This is a genomic window from Actinoplanes sp. NPDC051346 (assembly GCF_040682215.1).
Classification (GTDB): domain Bacteria; phylum Actinomycetota; class Actinomycetes; order Mycobacteriales; family Micromonosporaceae; genus Actinoplanes.
Genome location: NZ_JBFBAJ010000019.1, coordinates 51,151 through 70,227 on the forward strand (window position 1 = coordinate 51,151; position 19,077 = coordinate 70,227).

General features: G+C 69.9%; 23 protein-coding genes. 11 read left to right on the forward strand and 12 right to left on the reverse strand.

What is annotated here, in order from left to right; genetic code table 11:
• Positions 1–16: 16 nt before the first annotated feature.
• Genes AB0M36_RS33560 through AB0M36_RS33570 form a run of 3 tightly spaced genes read right to left on the reverse strand, consistent with a single transcriptional unit; the run spans position 17 to position 1,294 of the window.
• Entirely contained in the window at positions 17–202 is a 186-nt protein-coding gene (locus AB0M36_RS33560; protein WP_364166062.1) for a hypothetical protein, read from the reverse strand.
• 31 nt (positions 203–233) lie between these two features.
• Entirely contained in the window at positions 234–782 is a 549-nt protein-coding gene (locus tag AB0M36_RS33565; protein ID WP_364166064.1) for a DUF6434 domain-containing protein, read from the reverse strand.
• 44 nt (positions 783–826) lie between these two features.
• The gene (locus AB0M36_RS33570) at positions 827–1,294 is read right to left on the reverse strand and encodes a MaoC family dehydratase (RefSeq protein ID WP_364166067.1); all 468 of its coding nucleotides are present in this window, start codon (positions 1,292–1,294) and stop codon (positions 827–829) included.
• Between the two features lie 94 nt (positions 1,295–1,388).
• Between AB0M36_RS33570 and AB0M36_RS33575 the strand changes: the two genes are divergently transcribed.
• From AB0M36_RS33575 to AB0M36_RS33590, 4 genes are all read left to right on the forward strand, one after another.
• Entirely contained in the window at positions 1,389–2,231 is an 843-nt protein-coding gene (locus tag AB0M36_RS33575; RefSeq protein WP_364166070.1) for a TIGR02452 family protein, read from the forward strand.
• A gap of 101 nt (positions 2,232–2,332) precedes the next feature.
• Positions 2,333–2,767, forward strand: a complete 435-nt coding sequence (locus AB0M36_RS33580) for an SRPBCC family protein (RefSeq protein ID WP_364166073.1) — start codon at positions 2,333–2,335, stop codon at positions 2,765–2,767.
• Complete coding sequence (locus tag AB0M36_RS33585; protein WP_364166076.1) at positions 2,764–3,183, forward strand: EVE domain-containing protein; 420 nt, start codon at positions 2,764–2,766, stop codon at positions 3,181–3,183. Before AB0M36_RS33580 ends, AB0M36_RS33585 begins: the two co-directional genes overlap by 4 nt.
• Positions 3,180–3,617: a MarR family transcriptional regulator gene (locus tag AB0M36_RS33590; protein ID WP_364166079.1), complete on the forward strand. Its 438-nt coding sequence runs from the start codon at positions 3,180–3,182 to the stop codon at positions 3,615–3,617. Before AB0M36_RS33585 ends, AB0M36_RS33590 begins: the two co-directional genes overlap by 4 nt.
• 6 nt (positions 3,618–3,623) lie before the next feature.
• Here AB0M36_RS33590 and AB0M36_RS33595 read toward each other — a convergent pair whose 3' ends face one another.
• Positions 3,624–5,309, reverse strand: a complete 1,686-nt coding sequence (locus AB0M36_RS33595) for a hypothetical protein (protein ID WP_364166082.1) — start codon at positions 5,307–5,309, stop codon at positions 3,624–3,626.
• Positions 5,310–5,438: 129 nt separating this feature from the next.
• Here AB0M36_RS33595 and AB0M36_RS33600 point away from each other — a divergent pair, with 129 nt between their 5' ends.
• The 4 genes from AB0M36_RS33600 to AB0M36_RS33615 all read left to right on the forward strand — a co-directional run bounded on the left by AB0M36_RS33600 (position 5,439) and on the right by AB0M36_RS33615 (position 10,083).
• Complete coding sequence (locus tag AB0M36_RS33600) at positions 5,439–6,515, forward strand: DUF3616 domain-containing protein (RefSeq protein WP_364166085.1); 1,077 nt, start codon at positions 5,439–5,441, stop codon at positions 6,513–6,515.
• A 33-nt stretch (positions 6,516–6,548) separates the two neighbouring features.
• On the forward strand, positions 6,549–6,959 hold the full coding sequence (locus AB0M36_RS33605; RefSeq protein WP_364166088.1) for a DUF4440 domain-containing protein: 411 nt from the start codon (positions 6,549–6,551) through the stop codon (positions 6,957–6,959).
• 278 nt (positions 6,960–7,237) lie between these two features.
• Positions 7,238–7,660: a hydroxyphenylacetyl-CoA thioesterase PaaI gene (gene paaI / locus AB0M36_RS33610; protein ID WP_364166090.1), complete on the forward strand. Its 423-nt coding sequence runs from the start codon at positions 7,238–7,240 to the stop codon at positions 7,658–7,660.
• Positions 7,661–7,686: 26 nt separating this feature from the next.
• The gene (locus AB0M36_RS33615) at positions 7,687–10,083 is read left to right on the forward strand and encodes a BTAD domain-containing putative transcriptional regulator (RefSeq protein ID WP_364166093.1); all 2,397 of its coding nucleotides are present in this window, start codon (positions 7,687–7,689) and stop codon (positions 10,081–10,083) included.
• Here the strand turns inward: AB0M36_RS33615 and AB0M36_RS33620 are convergent.
• Positions 10,080–10,304, reverse strand: coding sequence for a hypothetical protein (locus AB0M36_RS33620; RefSeq protein ID WP_364166096.1), 225 nt, complete (start codon positions 10,302–10,304; stop codon positions 10,080–10,082). The genes AB0M36_RS33615 and AB0M36_RS33620 overlap by 4 nt on opposite strands.
• Positions 10,305–10,360: 56 nt before the next feature.
• On the opposite strand from AB0M36_RS33620, the gene AB0M36_RS33625 reads away from it, so the two are divergent.
• Entirely contained in the window at positions 10,361–11,368 is a 1,008-nt protein-coding gene (locus AB0M36_RS33625; protein WP_364166099.1) for a 2-dehydropantoate 2-reductase, read from the forward strand.
• Positions 11,369–11,427: 59 nt separating this feature from the next.
• Here AB0M36_RS33625 and AB0M36_RS33630 read toward each other — a convergent pair whose 3' ends face one another.
• The 4 genes from AB0M36_RS33630 to AB0M36_RS33645 form a co-directional block, all read right to left on the reverse strand.
• Entirely contained in the window at positions 11,428–12,015 is a 588-nt protein-coding gene (locus AB0M36_RS33630) for a hypothetical protein (RefSeq protein ID WP_364166102.1), read from the reverse strand.
• Between the two features lie 352 nt (positions 12,016–12,367).
• On the reverse strand, positions 12,368–12,547 hold the full coding sequence (locus AB0M36_RS33635; RefSeq protein WP_364166105.1) for a hypothetical protein: 180 nt from the start codon (positions 12,545–12,547) through the stop codon (positions 12,368–12,370).
• Positions 12,548–12,561: 14 nt separating this feature from the next.
• Positions 12,562–13,659, reverse strand: a complete 1,098-nt coding sequence (locus AB0M36_RS33640; RefSeq protein WP_364166108.1) for a LuxR C-terminal-related transcriptional regulator — start codon at positions 13,657–13,659, stop codon at positions 12,562–12,564.
• A 23-nt stretch (positions 13,660–13,682) separates the two neighbouring features.
• Entirely contained in the window at positions 13,683–13,916 is a 234-nt protein-coding gene (locus tag AB0M36_RS33645) for a helix-turn-helix transcriptional regulator (protein ID WP_364166111.1), read from the reverse strand.
• Between the two features lie 432 nt (positions 13,917–14,348).
• On the opposite strand from AB0M36_RS33645, the gene AB0M36_RS33650 reads away from it, so the two are divergent.
• A complete protein-coding gene (locus tag AB0M36_RS33650; RefSeq protein ID WP_364166114.1) occupies positions 14,349–15,194 on the forward strand; it encodes a M15 family metallopeptidase in 846 nt (281 codons plus the stop codon).
• Positions 15,195–15,234: 40 nt separating this feature from the next.
• Here the strand turns inward: AB0M36_RS33650 and AB0M36_RS33655 are convergent, their stop codons facing one another.
• From AB0M36_RS33655 to AB0M36_RS33665, 3 genes are all read right to left on the reverse strand, one after another.
• Positions 15,235–16,047: a methyltransferase domain-containing protein gene (locus AB0M36_RS33655; RefSeq protein WP_364166117.1), complete on the reverse strand. Its 813-nt coding sequence runs from the start codon at positions 16,045–16,047 to the stop codon at positions 15,235–15,237.
• A gap of 105 nt (positions 16,048–16,152) precedes the next feature.
• On the reverse strand, positions 16,153–16,662 hold the full coding sequence (locus AB0M36_RS33660) for a class I SAM-dependent methyltransferase (RefSeq protein ID WP_364166219.1): 510 nt from the start codon (positions 16,660–16,662) through the stop codon (positions 16,153–16,155).
• Positions 16,663–16,804: 142 nt separating this feature from the next.
• The gene (locus tag AB0M36_RS33665) at positions 16,805–18,148 is read right to left on the reverse strand and encodes a hypothetical protein (RefSeq protein WP_364166221.1); all 1,344 of its coding nucleotides are present in this window, start codon (positions 18,146–18,148) and stop codon (positions 16,805–16,807) included.
• 228 nt (positions 18,149–18,376) lie between these two features.
• Here AB0M36_RS33665 and AB0M36_RS33670 point away from each other — a divergent pair, with 228 nt between their 5' ends.
• Positions 18,377–19,048 (forward strand): DUF305 domain-containing protein, encoded by a 672-nt coding sequence (locus tag AB0M36_RS33670; protein ID WP_364166120.1) that lies wholly within the window; start codon positions 18,377–18,379, stop codon positions 19,046–19,048.
• Positions 19,049–19,077 lie beyond the last annotated feature (29 nt).

Sequence of the window (19,077 nt, forward strand, 5' to 3'; positions counted from 1 at the left end):
TCGTCATGATCGCGCATCAGGACCGATCGGGAGGTCCGGCCGGGGCGGCGGCGAGCCGGACGAGGGTGAGAGCGGCGATCAGGAGGCCGAAGTCTCGCAACGCCACGTCGTAGTAGGCGCCGAGGATCAGCAGGTTGACGATGATGCCGCCCAGCCACGCGGCCACGAGATAGCCGCCGAGGCGGGGCAGCACCGCGACCATCGAGGATGCCTGAGCGGCGGTCAGGACCCGGTCAGGCGCGGGCTTCGAGCGGCAGGGAGCGGTGGTGGCGCCATGCGGCCAGGGCGTCATCCCTGCTGCCGTCCGGATGGTCCTGCCGCCATTTGCGGAGGAAGGCGTTGAATTCGAACTGCGCGCCGATCGCCTGGGGTCGCGCCGCCTCATCGCGGGTGGCATGCCAGTGTGCGACCGCTTCGCCGAGGGTCCGACCCTCACCATCGGCGATGAACGTGCGCATGAAGGCGTCGAAGGTGAACGACGGGCCGATCTCGTGGCGAAAATGCTCGCGAAGCACCTGACTGCAGCGTTGCCCCGCCGGGATGACGGTCTCGTTGGTGACCGGTGCGCTCAGCTGCCGGCCCGAGGGGCGGGACCGGGCGACCGCGGGAACCGGCGCGTTGTCGAGGGCTGCCGCGAGATGGTCGGTCAGGGCCTGCTTGCCGCCGCCGGGCGAAACGCCGAGCTCTCGGGCAAGCTCGGTGAGCTCCCGCAGCGTCCAATACCACCGGCGGAGTTCCGCGCCGGTCAGCGCCGCTGACAACGCGGGTCTGATCTTCGACATGGCCCTGAGGATGCTCCAGGGGTACGACAAAAATGCGGGAAAGCTCAGCGCCCACCGAAGGAGATTCGGCTGATGACTTCGGCGATGCAGGCCAGCCGTTCGCGGCCGTCCACGTCGACGGTGACCTTCTGGGTGGTGGTCACCTGAAGGGTGTCGCCGGCATCGGTGACGCTGTCGAGGTGGGTGGCGCATCGGATGCGCGATCCGGCTCGCACCGGGTGCACGAAACGGACGCGATCGGACCCGTAGTTGACCGCCGCGAGTACGCCGTCGACGCGGTAGGTCTCCCACGCGAAGCGCGGCAGGAGTGCCAGGGTCAGGTAGCCGTGGGCGATGGTCGTGCCGAACGGCCCGGCCGCGGCCCGTTCCGCGTCCACGTGGATCCATTGCCGGTCATCGGTGGCCTCCGCGAAGAGGTCGATCCGCGCCTGATCGATGGTCAGCCATTCGCTCGTGCCGAGGTGGGTGCCGACGGCGGCACGGAGGTCGTCGGCGCTCCGGAAGATCATCATGTGCACACTCTCGCGCATGAACGCCATGCGGACCGATCGCGGCCTCGTGATATCCGGTCGCCGGGACGGGCGGCGTGGGACAGAATCGGGCGCCGTGAGCACCAAGCTGCGGGAACTCGCCCGCGAAACCCTCGAGATCCTCGACGCCGGCGGTTACCGCACGCCGCGTGGCCGGCGGGTGACTCTCGCGGACGGGATGCGCGCCGCGGTCGCCGGCACCCGGCTCCATCAGCCTGCGGAGGCACTCGTGACACCCCCGGCGGGCCGGGGCCCGGCGGGAGCGGGCCCGGCGGGAGCGGGCCCGGCGGGAGCGGGCCCGGCGGTGTCGGTGACCGGCGAGAGCACCCTGGCGGCCACCCGCCGGCTGGCCGAGGACGGCGATGTGGCGGCGCTCAACTTCGCGTCCGCGAAGCACCCCGGCGGCGGCTTCCGCACCGGAGCCCAGGCGCAGGAGGAAAGCCTCGCCCGCGCCTCGGCGCTGTATCGCTGCCTCACCGCCGCGCCGGGCTACTACACCTTCCACCGGTCGAACGGTGACAGCCTCTACAGCGACCGGGTCATCTACTCGCCCCGGGTTCCGGTCTTTCGCGGTGACGATGGCGTCCTGCTCGAGGACCCCTACGAGGTGTCGTTCCTGACCGCCGCCGCGCCCAACCGCGGCGCCGTGCCGCGCGGCCGGGCCGGGCAGGTGGCGACCGTCCTCGCCGCCCGGGCCCGACGGGTGCTGGCCGTGGCCGCCGCACACGGTCACCGGCGGCTCGTGCTCGGCGCCTGGGGATGCGGCGTGTTCCGCAACGACCCGGCGACGGTGGCCGACGCGTTCGCGGACGCGCTGGCGGGCGGCGAGGGCTGGTTCGATCAGGTGGTGTTCGCCGTCCTCGACGAGGCGCCCGGGGCGCCGGTGCGGACCGCGTTCACCGCCCGCTTTCCCGGCTGAGAGCAGCGCGCTTCCCGGCTGAGAGCAGCGCGCTCCCCGGCTGAGGGTGCGCGCGGACCCTCCGCTTGACAAGCAAATTAGTAAGCGCGCATAGTATCTGCATGAAGACGATCGCTACCGCGAAGATCACGACCGACGTACCCGCTCAGGCCTTCTTCGATCGGTGGGCCGACACGGCGACGTGGCCGCAGTGGAACACCGACACCGAGTGGGTACGCCTCGACGGACCGTTCCGCGCCGGCACCACAGGGCAGCTGAAGCCGAAGGGCGGACCGAAGACCCGCTTCGTCATCTCCTCGCTCATTCCCGGCCGCGAGTTCACCGACGTCTCCACGTTGATCGGCGCTCGGCTCACCTTCCAGCACCTGGTGACCGAGGAGCCTGGCGGGCTCACCACCGTCTCGGTGCGCGTGACCATCACCGGACCGCTCGCCTTCCTCTGGAACGCCGTTCTCGGCAAGGGCATCGCCAACGCGCTGAGCGGCGATCTCGCCCGACTCGAGACGGTCGCCCGCGAGACACGAGTCACGGCATGAACCACTGGCTCGGTGTGGTCTGCCGGGACCATGTCCGCCGCGGCACCGAGCTGGGTATCGCCCAGCTCGGGCACGGCAAGCGCGACGGCCTCGCCCGGCTCACCGCTGGCGACTGGCTCGTCTACTACTCGCCGCGGACCAGCCTGCGCGACGGCGAACCGCTGCAGGCGTTCACCGCCCTCGGCGTGGTTGCCGACAACGAGATCTGGCAGGCCCACGAGCAGAACTTCCACCCGTGGCGGCGCCGCGTCGACTACCTTCCCGAGGTGACCGAGACACCCGTACGGTCGCTGAAGCTCGACCTGACCGACCAGCCGCACTGGGGCCACCAACTGCGGCGGGGCCTGGTGGGGCTCACCGACCACGACTTCGCGGTGATCCGCGCGGCCATGCACACGCCAGTGGCGGCGCGATGAGCCTGGCAACCCGGCACGCCAGTGCCGACGACAGCCCTGGCCTGCTGCTGTGGCAGGTCACCAACAGGTGGCAGGCGGCGCAACGGGCGGCACTCAAGCCGTACGACCTCACCCACGTGCAGTTCGTGCTGCTGGCTACCCTCACCTACCTCGAAGCCTCCGGGCCGGTCACGCAGAAGGCCCTCGCCGACCTGGCCGCCACCGACCCGATGATGACGTCCCAGATCCTGCGTACGCTGGAAAGCCGCGACCTGGTGCACCGGCCCGCCCACCCCACGGACCGGCGGGCCCGGGCGGTAGCCGTCACCACGGCCGGACGCGACCTGGCCAATCGGGCCGTCGTCGCCGTGGAGGAATGCGATGCCTCGTTCTTCGCCGTCCTCGGCGAGTCCCTGCCCGCCTTCACCCGGGCTTTGCGCACACTGCGCCCCTGACCAGGGTCACCTTCGCCGGGCGAATCGTGCGGTCACCGTGATGTTCTTCGTCGCGCTGACCCAGCACAGCCTGGGCTTCACCTCCGGCGTCGGCGGCGGGTACTCCCCCGGCCGGGTGCCGTTGCAGCCCGCCCAGCCGGTGAACCGGTAACCCCGCGCCGGGGTCGCGTACAGCCACATTCCCGTCCCGGCCAGGACGGTCGCGGCGCACAGGCCCCGGCCGCAGCGCATGCCCGTCGACACGTCGGTGCGCAGCGCGCCGGAACCCGCGGAGATTCCCGCGGTGATCCTGCCGCCGGAGTATCTGGCCTGCACCTTGTAGCTCCGTGAGGCCATGACCGAGTGCTGGCTCACCTGGTGCCCACCGCTGAACTGCCCGTAGTACATGAACATTCGCCCGTTGAAGATCGCGGTGGTCGGGTCTCCGCCGGGGAGAGCCGCGGCGGCGGCGCCGGGGAAGGTCGCGCTCGTGCGGACCGGCCTGGGCGTGGTCCAGCCCGTGCCGGTGAACGTGGTGACCATGATGCCGTTGTATCGCTTCTGGTCGTTCGGTATCTGCGGCCCCGCCGACCAGAAGTAGGCGCGTACGCCGCCGTCCTCCCAGATCACCGGGTCCGGGGAGCCGACCATCCCGTCGAACGTCGCCTTGTTTCGGCTGTCGACGGCGATGCCGCGGGCGGTGAAGGTCAGCCCGTCGGAGGAGGTCGCCCACACGATGAGCTCCGTGTGGTCGCGCGACGAGACGCCCTTCGGGTCGAACCCGCGCGCGATGGAAAAGGCAGTGAGCAGCAGCCAGGTGCCATCCGGCAGGCGCACCACGCCCGGATGCGACACCTGGTAGTCGATTCCCCCGGAGGGAACAAGCTCCGTGAACGCGGCCGGGTTGAGCCGATGGCCCGGCTCGACCGTCCAATTGATGCCGTCGTCGGAGATCGCGCTCCTGGTCGAACGCATCTGGCCCGGCGCCAGATCCGGGTCGTCGGACGGGGTGTAGTACATCCGGAACCGTCCGTCGGGGAGCCGTACCACGTCGCACGGGCCCCAGGCCCGGCCGACCAGGTTGGTGCTCTCCGGGGTCCACGTCCTGCCGTCTGACGAGATCGACGAGGTGATGCGCCAGGTATTCGAACCTCCCACCCCGAGGCCGTAGTACATGCGCATTCGACCGTCCGGCAGCACCACTACGTCGAGGTCCATCGCGCCGTCGATGGCGAGACCGGCGTCGCGCCAGCCCTGCCAGCCGAGGCGCGCGTCATCGCGGCGGATGAACGTATGTGTGCTGGTGGTTGCCGCGCACTCCACTCCCGGCGCCTCGTACCTGAGGGTGAGCGAGCCGCCCGTCGAAGTCTGGAACGTGCCGGAGGCCTGGAACGTCACCGGCACCGACACGGATGACGCCACCGTGGCGCCATAACTGAAGGCGCGGTTGGCGATTGCGGCGCTCGGGCTCGCCGACACCTTCCCGTCGACGCACCGCACGGGACGAAACGACAGCGCGGTAATCGTCTGGCCGCTGACCAGGAACGTGCCGGCACAGTCGTTGCCGTTCGGGTTGCAACCGAACGCGTACGCGCCGGCCTGCGGCACCACGGCGGCGGCCCGCGCCGGAGGGGTGTTCGCTCGCACCGGCGCGGCTGCGATCACCGCACCGAGAGCACAGCCGAGCGCGACGGAGAAGACACTCCGATTCATGAAAACGCCCTCCCGCGCCGGGTGCACCGATCCGAATCGTAGCCTCGATTGCCTGGTCAGGGGCCTGATCCCGACTGCCGGTGGTGGTATTCGAGCCCGTGGTGGCCCCCTGGTGTCAAGATGTCGACCATGACGGTGGAACGTACGGTCCGGCTGCGATTCGGGTACACCTCGCGCATCGCCGCCACGCACAGCAACCTGTCCGCTATCCGCACCGACGGGCGCGTGCTGTGGATCGCCGGGGACGAGACCGCGACGGTGGAGCGGCTGGTCGCCGACGACGAGCACCATCCCACCGAGTACGACCGGCAGACCACCTTCCGCCTCGCCGATCTGGTGGATCTGCCGGGCGCGGACCCGGACGCCGAGGCCGATATCGAGGGGCTGGCCCGCAGCGGGCCGTTCCTCTGGGCGGTCGGCTCGCACAGCCTGCGCCGTAAGCAGATCAAGGCGCGCCACTCCGGGGCGAAGGCGCTGAAGCGGCTGGCCCGCGTCGAGGGGCAGGACAACCGTCAGATCCTGGTGCGGCTGCCGATCACCGATGTCGGCGGGCTGCCCACTCCGACCGACGCGGTCGTCGTCGACGGCGTGTCGCATCGTGCCGCGGTGCTCGCCGGGCGCGACGACCTGCGGGCTCTGTTGCGCGATGACGTTCACCTCGGCCCGTTTCTGGCTATTCCGGGCAAGGACAACGGGCTCGACATCGAGGGCATCGCGGTGCACGGTGACCGGGTCTATCTGGGCTTGCGGGGGCCGGTGCTGCGCGGGTGGGCGTTCGTCCTGGAGTTGCGGCCGTACGCCGACGCGCACCGGCCGGATCGGCTGCGGCTGCGTCCGTTCGACGACGGGTCGCCGTACCGAAAGCATGTGCTGGACCTCGACGGCCTGGGCGTGCGCGACCTGTGCCCGGCCGGCGACGATCTGCTGATTCTCGCGGGTCCGACGATGGATCTCGACGGTCCGGTGCGCATCTACCGCTGGCACGGCGCCTGCCGGGTCGAGTTGCCCGCGATCGCCCGCTCCGAAGAGCTGACTCGCGAGCTCGAACTCACCTACGGCGAGGGCGACGATCACGCCGAGGGGCTCGCGGTGTTGGGTCCGGTGGAGGACGGCCGGCTGCTGGTCGTCTACGACAGTCCCGCCGAGGCCCGCCTCGCCGAGGAGGACATCGTTCTCGCCGACGTGGTTTGCCTGCCCGAGCGCTGATCGGGTAGACCAACGACCGTGGACAATGACGAATTGACCGGGATCGTTCGCACCTTCTTCGCCGCGTTCGTGTCGGGTGCGGACCCGGCTCGGCTCGACGCGCTCGCTGACCTGTTTCTGCCGCGGGCGGTCATCATCGGCACCTGCGGTGGCGAACCTGTCGTCTATGACGTCGACGCCTTCATCGCTCCGCGGCGGGAGCTGCTCTCCGGCGGCCGCCTGACCGGTTTCAGCGAGTGGGAGCTGTCCGGGCGCACCGAGGTGTTCGGCGACATCGCGCAGCATTTCTGCGGCTATGCCAAGTCCGGCTCGCTGGACGGGGTGCCCTTCACCGCGCGGGGAATGAAGACCTTCCAATTCGTACGGACGTCCGCGGGCTGGCGCATCAGCGCGGTGGCCTGGGATGACGAACGAGACGGCCTGACGGTCGACGGGCGCCCCTGACGCGGGCGGGCGGACCACGCCGGAAGCGGCAGCTTCGACCGTGAGGCACCGGCATCGGCGGATGACTGCCGTCTCAGGGGTTAGGTGCGAACAGTCACGGCGCAGTGAATATGACGAATGAGCATAGATGGGGCCGACATCCTCGAAAGGGCGTCGACAAAGGCCCCTGAACCGGACAGCGATGTGATCCGCTACACGACCCCGCTCCGTTATGGGGTTGTACTCGCACGGTTAGATTCCCTCACAATCTCACCGGCACAAACGGGGGGCGAGACACAATGGACACAATCCAGTCCGCAACAGACATGTACGCGCGCGACCTCACTTGCCAGACGCTTGGCATCCGGCTGGACGAGCTCGGTCCGGGCCGGGCACAGATGCGGATGCGGGTCGCCGACACGATGACCAACGGGCACGGGACCGTCCATGGCGGATACCTGTTCCTTCTGGCCGACGCGGCGTTCGCGTACGCCAGCAACAGCCATGGCCCGGCGGCCGTGGCCCAGAGCGCGCAGGTGACGTTCCTGCGTCCGGCCGCGGTGGACGACGAGCTGATCGCCCAGGCGGTCGAGCGGATCCGTTCCGGGCGGACCGGGGTGTACGACGTGACCGTGCGGCGTGCGGCCGGCGAGATCGTCGCCGAGTTCCGCGGGCAGAGCATGATGCTGAGCGGCCGCCCGGTCGTCTCGCCGGTTTGCTGACGACCGTCGGTGAGTGGGTGACCGGCATGGGATTGGATCTGGCATTGCTCGGGCCGGTCGAGGCCCGTACGAACGGGGTGCGCGTTCCGCTCGCCCCGCTGGAGCGCAGCGTGCTCGCCCTGTTGGCTCTCGCCGAGGGCACGGTGTTGTCCACCGAGCGGCTCATCGACAGCCTCTGGGCGCTCAAGCCGCCGGCGGCGCCGCGGTCGCGCGTACAGGGACTGATCTCGTCGCTGCGGCGCAAGATCGGCAGTGCGCTGGTGACCCGCGATCCTGGATATTTTCTAGCGCTGTCGGCCGCCGCCTGCGACCTCAAACGCTGCGAGGAGCTGGCGCGGCAGGCGATGCGGGCGCAGCCCGCGGACGCCGCGGCGAAGCTGCGGCAGGCGCTGGCGCTGTGGCACGGGGAGGCGCTGGTCGGGGTGGCCGCGCCGGGGGTGGAAGCCGACCGGGCCCGGCTGGCCGAGCTTCGCGTGTCGCTTCTGGAGGCCTGTTTCGAGGCGGAGCTGGCCCTGGGCCGGCACGCGGAACTGGTCCGGGAGATAGTCGCGGCGGTGGCGGCCAATCCGTTGCGGGAGCGGCTCACCGGGCAACTGATGACCGCGCTGTACCGGTCGAACCGGCGCGCGGAGGCACTGCTGGCCTATCAGACGTTGCGGGAAAGGCTGGCCGAGGAGTTGGGCAGTGACCCATGCGCTGATCTGCGCGAGTTGCACGCCTCGGTGCTGCGCGGTGAACACCCGGCGGGGGCGGCGCCGGTGTCGGTGGAGCTGGCCGCCGAGCGGCGGCCGGCGCAGATGCCGGCCGGCGTCGGCCACTTCGCCGGTCGGGACACCGATCTGGCCGCGCTGACCGCGGCGCTGCCGCACCCGGGAGCCGATCCACGGATCGTGCTGGTCTCCGGCGCGGGCGGGCTGGGCAAGACGGCGCTGGCGGTGCGGTGGGCGCACACCGTGGCGAGCCGGTTCCCGGACGGCCAGATATTTGTGGACCTGCACGGCTCGACGAAGAACGCCGCGCTGTCGCTGGACGCGGCGCTGGGCGCGGCGCTGCTCGCGGTCGGCGTGCCGGCGGACCGGCTGCCGGGCGGGGTCGAGGAGCGGGCCGCCCTGTTCCGGACCCGGCTCTACCACCAGCGGCTGCTGCTGGTCGCCGACGACGCCGGCAGCGTGGGCCAGCTCCTTCCGCTGGTCCCGCCGACCTCCGGCAGCCTGCTCGTGGCGACCAGCCGGAGCCGGCTGACCGCGCTCGCCGCGCACCACGAGGTGCGTACGGTCGGATTGCGCCCCCTGTCCGGCACCGCGGCCCACGACCTGCTGCGCGAGATCGTCGGCGCGGAACGGTTGTCGGGGCCGGGAGGCGCAGAGGTGGTGGATCTGTGCGGCGGCTGGCCGCTGACGTTGCGCCAGGCCGGCGCCACGCTCTCCGCCCGGTCCACGCAGTCCCTCGGTTCGTTCGCGGAAGAGCTCCGGGAGCGGGCCGACACCCTGTCGGTGGCCAACGATCCCCGCACCGTCAGGGCCGCCCTGGCACAGGCCCGCACCGGTCTCGACGCGGCCAGCGGCCGGCTGTTCGACCAGCTCGGCGTGCTGCCGGTGGGCTCGGTGAGCCTCGATCTGGCGGCCGCGGTCGCCGGGATCTCGCTGCCGCGGACCCGCCGGCTGCTGGACGAGCTGATCTCGGCGAACCTGATGGTGGAGACCGGCCCCGACCGCTACGGCTGGTACGACATGGTGCACCGGTACGCCCGCCGCTGCGGGGCCGGACTCAGCGACCGCGACGTCGCCGAGGAACGGGCGATCCGCTGGTACCTGTCCACCTTCGAGCGGCTGGCGGCCCGGCCGACGCCGGACCTGGACTTCGTCACGGCGGAACGGGACAACCTGCCGCCGCTGGCCCGATGGGTGGCGCAGCGCCGCAATCCGCGGCTCACCTGGGATTTCGTCAGCAAGGCGTACGCGATCACGCCGGCGGTGGGCATCGAGGCGTGCGAGGCGGCCCTGACCGCGGCGATGACGCTGGACGACGTCCGGACGGTCGGGGCGGCACTCGCCCAGCTCGGCGCCGTACTCATGGACGACCCGGCGCGGGCCGACGAGGCGAGCGCGCATCTGAGTCGCGCGCTCGCGCTGCTCGGCGCGGACCAGCGGGACCATCTCCGGATCGCCACGTTCGGACTGGGCGTTCTGCTGTCCCGGCAGGGCCGGCCGGCCGAGGCGGGCACATTGCTGGAGCAGACCCTGGACCTGCTCGACCCGGGCCGGGAGCCGCTGGCTTCCACGATCGCCCTCTTCGCCCAGGCGGACCTGTTGGTGCGCTCGGGCTCGACCGACCGCGGACAGGAACGGTTCGCCCAGGCGCTGATCCATGTTCAGCTGACCTTTTGGCGGGGGTCCGCCGTGGCCCCCGCCATTAATCGCTAGTAACCGTCACTCAGGCTCCGTGGATGGCGGGTCCACGGTCCTCCGACGTGGGTGGTCTCGATGCAGGACGTGCCCATCAGCCAGTGCCGCATCCACCGCGCCCGCCGGTCGCGCTCCATCACGTGGTCCGCGACCCACCACCCGAACGGCAGAGCCTCGTTGGCGCGGGCCTGGTCCGCTGTCAGGTCCGGGCCACCCTCCGGCACCTGCTCGAACGGCACAACGCCAAACTAGCCCCGGCCCCTACGGACGTCCGTGTCAGGATAGCGGCTGTCTAGTGGATGAGGGGTCGCTGAAGATGAAGGTCTGCGTGGTCGGCGCCGGCGCTATCGGTGGTTGGATCGGTGCTCGGTTGTCGGCGTCCGGGGCGGCCGAGGTCAGCGCGGTCGCCCGAGGGGCGACGCTGCGGTCGTTGCAGACGCACGGTTGGCGGTTGCAGACCGCCGACGACCTGGTCAGTTCCCCCGTGCACGCCGCTGCCGACGCCGACGAACTGGGCGAGCAGGATCTCGTCATCATCGCGGTCAAGGCGCCCGCGCTGGCGAGCGTCGCGGAACTGTTGCCGCCCCTGCTGGGCCCGGCCACCGTGGTGCTGCCATTCATGAACGGTGTGCCGTGGTGGTTCGGCCACGGCACCAAGCTCGGCCAGGACCCACTGCGCAGCGTCGACCCGCACGGCATCGTGGCGGCGGCCGTCGACGTCGACCGCGTACTCGGCGGCGTGGTCCACGCGAGTTGCACGGTGCCGGAGCCGGGCCTGGTCCGCCACGTCATGGGCAACGGACTGATCGTGGGCGAGCCACTCGGCGGCGTCTCGGCGCGCGCCGAGGAGGTGGGCGGCGTGCTGGCAGCAGCCGGGTTCAACGCCACCGTCTCCACGGATGTCCGCTACGACATCTGGTACAAGCTGTGGGGCAACATGACGATGAACCCGATCTCCGCGCTCACCGGCGCCACCGCCGACCGCGTGCTCGCCGATCCGCTGGTTCGCGAGTTCTGCTCCGCGGCGATGCGTGAGGCCTCGGAGATCGGTCAACAGCTGGGCTGCGACATCTCCGAGACGCCCGAGGATCGTCATCGGGTGACCGCCAAGCTGGGCGCCTTCAAGACCTCCATGCTGCAGGACGTCGAGGCGGGCCGGGCGGTGGAGCTGGACGCCCTCGTCGGCGCCGTCCGCGAGATCGGCGAACGCCTCGGGATGCCCACGCCGAACATCGACGCGCTGATGGGCCTGAGCCGGCTGGCGGCGCGAATGCGAGGCCTTTATCCCCCTGAGGCCTCCTGACCCGACTGTTTCGAACGTCCCTGGAGCGCCGATTGCCCTCCAGGGACACCCGACCGGAATCAGCGCCGGCGAAGCTGGGACGCGGGAATGTAGAACGAACGCCCCGGCTTGCCGACCTGGTAGGTGCGCAGCCCGACCTGGGCGGCGGCGGTCAGCTCGGTGGCGACTTCGCCCTGGTAGTAGGGCACGCACGGGGAGGCCTCGGCGAGTGCCCGCTCGAACATCACCGGGGCGGGCTTGCGCTCCGCGTCCGTGCGGGGCAGCACGATATGACCCTCGAAGTACGACCAGACGAAGGGGCGGGGCTCGACCCACCGGTCGGCGATGTACTGCTTCATCGTCGCCAGCTTCTCCTCCTGGGTGGTGCCCCAGGTCTCTGGAATGTTGATGATCAGACCCATGGTGATGCCACGGGAGCGCAGGTCACGCAGGTAGGACAGGGCACCTGCCTCGTACCGGACGTTCGACCAGTCCGAGGTGTCGATCAGCACGTTGCCGAGGTCGAAGTAGACGACCGGGCGCTGGCACACAGCCGCAACGGAGGCGGCCGGAGCAGCGACTGCCGGCGTGGCGGTGACAGCCGGGACGGTCAGCGCGGACGCGGCCACAACGGCGGGGAGCACGAGCCGCGCAAGAAAACGGAACACGAAGAGCCTCTCTTGGTGATGACGGCCGAAGCATGGGCCGTTCCCCCACAGCGGACCTGAGGGGTGACCGTCGTTTCGTTCGCCATCAAGGTGTAGAGCCGACGAATCGTCAGCATGGGACGCCAAACGCATTCGAATGCATGGTCATCCTATGGTGACGGAGCGTCGCTCGGCATCGCACCCCCAGCGGTCACGACAGTGACGATCAACACTATGCTATCGATCGGTCACCGAGTGGGACCAGGAAGCCGGCCCCCGGCGAGCTTCGAAGCCCGCACCGATTCGCCTGATCACCGCGAAGTCATGGTGCGGCCTGTCGGCGAAAGCCGGCAGGCCGCACCATTTTTCCGTCCTAGGTGCAGGAAACGCAGCTGCCATTGGGGTCGGTCGGCGGTGTCGTCGGCGCCACCACCGCGGTGGTGGTGGGCGGCGCGGTGCCGGCGGGCTGCGAGTGGACGAGTGCGCCCAAGCCCACCGCGAGGGAAACAGCCACAAGCGCGCCGACGAGTACGGCGTAAAACCGCGAAGACATCGAAACTCCGTTAATTAGTCAGGCTGATTTGAGGATTCGCCGGGGGTGCCGGCGAGTGAGGGCGGGGCGGCGACGCGCAGCGCCCCCAGTGCGAGGCCGAGCTGGAACCGGTTGTCCACACCGAGCCGGTCCATCAGGGTCCGCATGATCCCGGTGACGGACCGGGCGCTGATGCGCAGCCGCTCGGCGGAACTCTGGTCGGTGTGCCCGGCGGCGAGCAGGGTGATCAGGGTCCGCTCACGGTGCGAGAGGACGATCGGCGCGACGGAATTCTTGTCGGGTGGCACGGCCGCGTCCCAGTGGCGCTCGAAGAGCCGGATGAGGGCTCGTAGGACGCCGGGCCTTTCCACCTCGAGGTAGCCCCGGTCGAGGTCGCGCGGATCGGCGGGGAAGTAGGCGAGCCGCCGGTCCACGAGCATCAGTCGCAGCGGGACGGTCGGTGCCTCCCGCCGCTGGTAGGTGGTGCCGTTGATGAGGTGGCCGCTGACGTCGAGCGGGTCGCCGTCCGCGGGAGGGAGGGCGAGGAGCCGCATCCGGACGCCGCGCTCGTACATCGCGATGTCCTGCGGTGCGGCGACCCGGGCGGCTTCGGCGTCGATCGCCTGGTCGTTGCTCATCGTCCAGAAGTCGCGGATGTCGGTGGCGATGAGTTCGGCGATGCGGTCGCGGGCGCCCTGGCGGCTGAGATAGCGCATGCCGTCCGTGACGCTGCCGCGCAGGCCGGGCACCGCGTCCAGCGGCAGCGCCGCGCCGACGCCGGAGCTCCGCAGCGCGCGGACGACCTGGTGGTGGGACTGCGCCTTCGTGTGCCCGTCCACGAGTCGCATCCGGCGCGAGCGCAGCATGGAGACGACCGCGGCCGGACGACGAGCCGTCCAGATGCGGGTAGTGGTGCGACTGTCGTCTGTGGAGACCGCCGCGCCGGCCTCGCGCAGCTCGGCGAGTGCCTCGGCGGTGCGGCGGCCGGACAGTCCCAGTTCGGTGGCGATGGTGCGCTCGGTGCGCGGTCCGAATGTCACGAGGGTTCGGAAGACGAAGTCGGCGTCGCTGGACATCCCCCAGCGGACCAGGGACGGTATGGCGGCGCCGAACGGGATCGGAGTGCTCGTCACTCCATCGATTGTCATCTACTGAGTCAACCGTCGCTTCCGACGGACGGGCCGGGAACGTTGGCCTTGCGGAGGAATCCGAGGGCAAGGCCCAGCTGGAAGCGGTTGTCGACGCCCAGGCGGTCCATGAGGCCGCGCAGGATGTTGGACACGGACCGCGCGCTGATGCCGAGTTGCTCCGCCGCGGAGACGTCGGTGTGGCCCTGGGCGAGCAGGGACACCAGTTCACGCTCGCGATCGGACAGTGTGATCTTCGGCAATGCTCGGACTCCGTTCAGGTGGCTCGATCGAGCCGCATGCAACCACAGCATTTCGCCGCCGGTCCACACCTGCCGGTTTTGTCGCTTCCGGTTGCGCAAACACGCATCCCCGCGATTCTGGATCCCGCAAATTCGCCGTTGTGGGAGCGGAGTTCGTTGACCTCACGGGCGCCAGTCCGCAATCTGACAAGGCACGAGACGGGCACGGGGGGTGCTCGTCGTCGAGCCCGGCGGGCCCCGGGCTCGGTGCCCCCGCCGCCGCAGGCGCGGGGAGGTCAAAGCGCAACAGGGACCGGCTCCGGCGTTCAGACGGGGGACGTCGGAACCGGTCCGCCCGAGGCCCCGGCCCGCCCAACCCTCGCCTCACCGGCCATCGCACACTTTTCCCGATTTCCGTGCATGATCATGGCTGTACCGTGCGTAATGGTACGGATGAAGAGGTTTTTCGCGTTCCTCGCTGCCCTGGTCGTCCTGCTAGTGGGGGATCTGCCCGCTTCGGCCGCGCCGACGGCTCCCGCGTCGCCGGCAGTGCCGACGGCTCCCACGTCGCCTGCCGCGTCGACGCCGCCGTACCACGTGGTCCGGCCCGGCGAGACGATCAAGGAGATCGCCGCCGCGTACGGCATCACCCGGACCCAGCTGCGGGCCTGGAACGGCATCGTCAAGCCCCACCAGCCGAGCGTGGACGGCGTGCTGCACGTGGCGAAGCCGCCGGTGGCCCTCACCGGCTGGCGGTCCTGGATCGAGAAGGTCACCCCGGCCGCGGTCAACTGGGACCCGAAGAAGAAGTGCCCGGTGCTGCCCACCAACCTGCGCAAGGTCTGGGTCACCTACATCGACTTCTACGGCGTCGCCCGCACGGGCAGCATCGTGGTCAACAAGGCGATCGCCAAGCGGATCCAGCGGGCGTTCCGGTCGCTCTACCGGATGCGCTTTCGACTCATGGGCATGAGCCCGATGTCGATCAACGCGCCGTGGATCACCGACATGGCAACGGTGACCGCCGGATACAGCTGCCGCAGGGTGGCCGGGAGCAAGACGCTGTCGCAGCACGCGTACGGACTCGCGATCGACGTGAACCCGGTGCAGAATCCGATGGTCCGCGGCTCCTACATCGACCCGGGCTCGGGCGCGGACTTTCTCGCGCGGGGCCCGTACCGTCGCGGAATGATGCATGCCCGAGGTGCGGTCCGAGCCTTCACCACCAACGGCCTGCACTGGGGCGGGCGCTGGCAAACCCTCAAGGACTACATGCACTTCAGCACGACCGACCGCTGACGACCTGGGCATATGGCCGCGCCCGGGATCAATACCCGGGTTACCCGGCCCTCCGGCCGGTGTAGAGAGCCGTCAAATGCCGACGGGTGGCAACGCCGCCGAATCGGTCGTTCACAAGGTTCCCTACCGTGTCCAGCGCGCGGGTGCGCTCATCGTCGGACAACTGCCGGATGGCAATCATCGAGCTGAACAGTGCCCGCACCTCAACGGCGCTCATCGGCAGCTCCCAGGGGATCAAGTCCGCGGTGACGTCGGTCAGACCAGCACCCCGACGCAGATCTTCGCATCGAGCGGCGACGTCGAGTTGGAACGCCGTCCCACCGCGTTGATTGCCCGGCTCGAACCCCAGGGCAGCGCTGGCCTCGGCCAGCAAAGGATCTTCTCGGTACGGGTCGGAGAACACCGTCCACCAGATCGCCCCCCAGCCACCAGGCCGCAGCACACCGCCCAGTTTCCGTAACGCCGTCGACGGGTCAAGCCAGTGGAAGGAAGTCGCGGCGACGACCGCGTCGAACCCGGTGCCAACGTCAGCCTCCTCGAAGGACGCCTCCACCACCTGAACCTCCGGCATGGTGCGACCGAGGTACTCCGCGAACCCGCAGTCCGGCTCAACCGCGACGACCCGCGCGCCCGCGGCGACGAGATGCTCAGTCACCAGCCCAGGCCCAGGACCGATCTCCAACACCCGGCTACCCGCTCCAAGACCGCACCTCGACCGCAGCACCTCGTACAGCCGCGGCGGATAGTCGGGCCGTCCTTCCCGGTAGCCAGCGGCGTCGGCGCCGTAGGTATGGCGGGCCGCCTCACGCAAAACGTCGAAGCTTGATCCGTCCTCGCTACTGCGCGTCTCCACGCTGTTCATCGTAGAGACGCAGACACGTGAACTCGACCACGCGAAGCTGTGCCGGCCGTCACGACGGCCCACGTCGTCCGCGACGTGGGCCGTTGCCGTCAGCGATCAAGCCGGACCGAGGATCGCGACCAGGAAGTCGGAGCCGGGAAGGTACGGGCGCAGGTCCCAGGTCGCGAGCAGGATGCCGGGTGCGAGCCCGGCGGTCGCGGCGTCGGCGAGGAACTCGTCGAACTCGTAGCCACGCCCCGCCCCGAAGCCGATCACCACCCGACCGTTCTCGGCCAGATGCGTACGCATGCGGCGCAGGATCTCGACGCGGGTGCTCGGCCCGGCGAAGGCCATGACGTTGCCGGCCGAGACGATCACCTCGAAGCGTTCCGGCAGGTCGAGCTCGGCCAGGTCGCCGACCGACCAGCGGGGGCCGGGGTGGTCCTCCCGGGCCGCCGCGATCAGCTCGGGATCGAGGTCGACGCCGGTGACGTCGTGCCCGGCCGCGGCGAGGTAGCCGCCGACGCGGCCGGTGCCGCAGCCCGCGTCGAGGATGCGTGACCCTCTCGGCACCATCGCGTCGATCAGGCGGGCCTCGCCGGCGAGGTCGGCGCCTTCGGCGGCCATGGTGCGGAACCGCTCGATGTACCACTTGGAATGGCCCGGGTTCTGCGCGAGCTGTTCCAGCCAGAGGTTGTCCACTCCGCGAACCCTGCCAGAACGGCACAGGCCCGGCTGCACGAGGGGGCCGGGCCTGCGACTCGGGGTGTCACCAGTGACGGTAGTTGTCCTGCGACTGCGCGTTGAACTCATCCGTGTGGGCCCGGCGCGCCAGGTTGGTGCGGATGTCCTTCAGCTCCAACACGTCCATGCCCTTGACCATGTCGTTGGAGTAGATGAAGCCGTTGTACCAGTACGCCGACCATGAGCCGCCGCCCACGAACTGGGTGGCCGACAGCGGGCCGCGCTCCCAGTACGCGATCTCCTTGGGCGAGCGGGAGTCGGTGAAGTCCCAGACCGAGATGCCGCCCTGATACCACGCCTGGACCATGATGTCGCGGCCCGGCATCGGGATCAGCGAGCCGTTGTGGGCCACGCAGTTCTCGAATTCGGTGTTGAGCCGCGGAATCTTGAAGTAGCTGCGGAATTCCAGCTTGCGGTTGTCGCCACGACCCACGATGTCGTAGATCGCGTCGGCGCCGCGGTTCGGTCCGATCTCCGGGTTGCAGGTGGCCATGCCGCCGCCGCCGAGCTCGTCGGTGAAGATGACCTTGTTCGCGCTGTTGTTGAAGGTCGCCGAGTGCCAGAAGGAGAAGTTCACGGTGTCGCGGACCGTGGTGATCACGCGCGGCGCCGAGCGGACCGAGATGTCGAACAGCACGCCGTCACCCATGCAGGCGCCCGCCGCGAGGTCCTTTTCCGGGTACGCCGTGATGTCGTGGCAGCCGGTGGTCGGCTGCTGTCCGTCGGCGGGGCCACCCGGGTGACCACCGTCCGGGAACAGCACCGGGGTCGCGACGACCGCGGCCGCGGCCGGGTCCTTCAGCGGCACGCGGATGATCGAGATCTTGTCGTGCGGCAACGCGCAGTTGGGCAGGTCCGCCGCGGCCAGGTTGTATGACGACACGTAGATGTAGGCCGAGCTGTCGCCCGCCTTGCCGGGGACCAGCGTCTGCGTGTGCGAGCCACAGTCGGTCTTGATCGACTTGAGGTACCTCGGCGTCAGCGGGTCGCTGATGTCGAAGATCTTGATGCCTTCCCAGCGGTCGCCGGGCGCCGCCGTCGTGGACGCGGCGTTGTCGCACGAGTCGTTCGTGCGCTGCGAGTCCGTGCCCAGGAAGAGCAGGTTGCCGGTGACCGAGACGTCGTTCTGCGAGCCGGGACAGAGCACCTGGGCCGCCACCACCGGCGCCTTCGGGTTCGCGATGTCGTACACGGTGAAGCCGTTGTAGTTGCCACCGAAAGCGTAGTGACCTTGGAAGGCCCAGTCCGAGTTCGTCGAGTTGGCGAAGGGTCCGGTCTTCGGCAGGTTCGCGACCTGCTTGATGTTCGGCGTGCTGGCGACCTCGTCGACGCCGGGCGGTGTGCCGGGGTCCGCCGGGGTCTGCGCCATACCGTTCGAGGGCGCCACCAGCAGCCCGGCGACGATCACCGCCGTACCGATGAACGCCAGGCGCTTGAACTGCCGCCCTCGTGGGGCAGAGTGATTCATGGAGCTCCTTCCGGCTGTCAACGCACCGCGGGGGCGGATGGTGTCACTGTCGGTGCGCATTCACCTTCGTCGCTACGATAGTGCGCTAGGCGTGACCAGGGAACTACGTTGTGGCACCGAAAGGATTCGATGAGCCGGCAGAGGACATTGATGCTGGTCAGCGCCGTCGTTGCGGTGCTCGCGGCAGGCGGCGTGGCATGGGCGGCACGATCCAGAGGGGACGTCTCGGCCGCGGCGCCACGTCCCTCCGCCAGCTCCGGCCCGCCGGAGCGCGTCATTCTTCCCGGCAAACCGGGCGAGACCGCGGTCGTAACCGACTCCGACAAGGTACGCGCGCCGGACGGCTCGACCTACAACCCGATCGACACCGCGTTCGTCCAGTTGATGATCGTCCACCACGGACAGGCCATCGAGATGGCGAAGCTCGCCCCGCAACGCGCGGCCGACGCACAACTACGGGCGTTGGCGGATCGGATCCGAGCAGCCCAAGCCCCCGAGGTGGCCTGGATGCGGGGATGGCTGCGGGACCGCAAGCTCCCCGCCGACGACCCTACGCACGATCACCGCACGATGCCGGGGATGCAGTCCGACGCCGCCATGACGGCCCTCGCCGGGCTCACCGGAGCGGCGTTCGACAGCGAGTTCGTCCGGATGATGTCCGATCACCACAGGGGGGCGATCCAGATGGCCGGCGACGTACTCGGCGGCGGCGAGGACCCGGTGCTGCGCGAGATCGCCAACGAGATGGCCGTGGAGCAGGGCAGCGAGATCCGCCGGATGCATCAGCTCTCCGCCGGATGAGCGGCCGCGTCCGCCGAGGTTGGATCGAT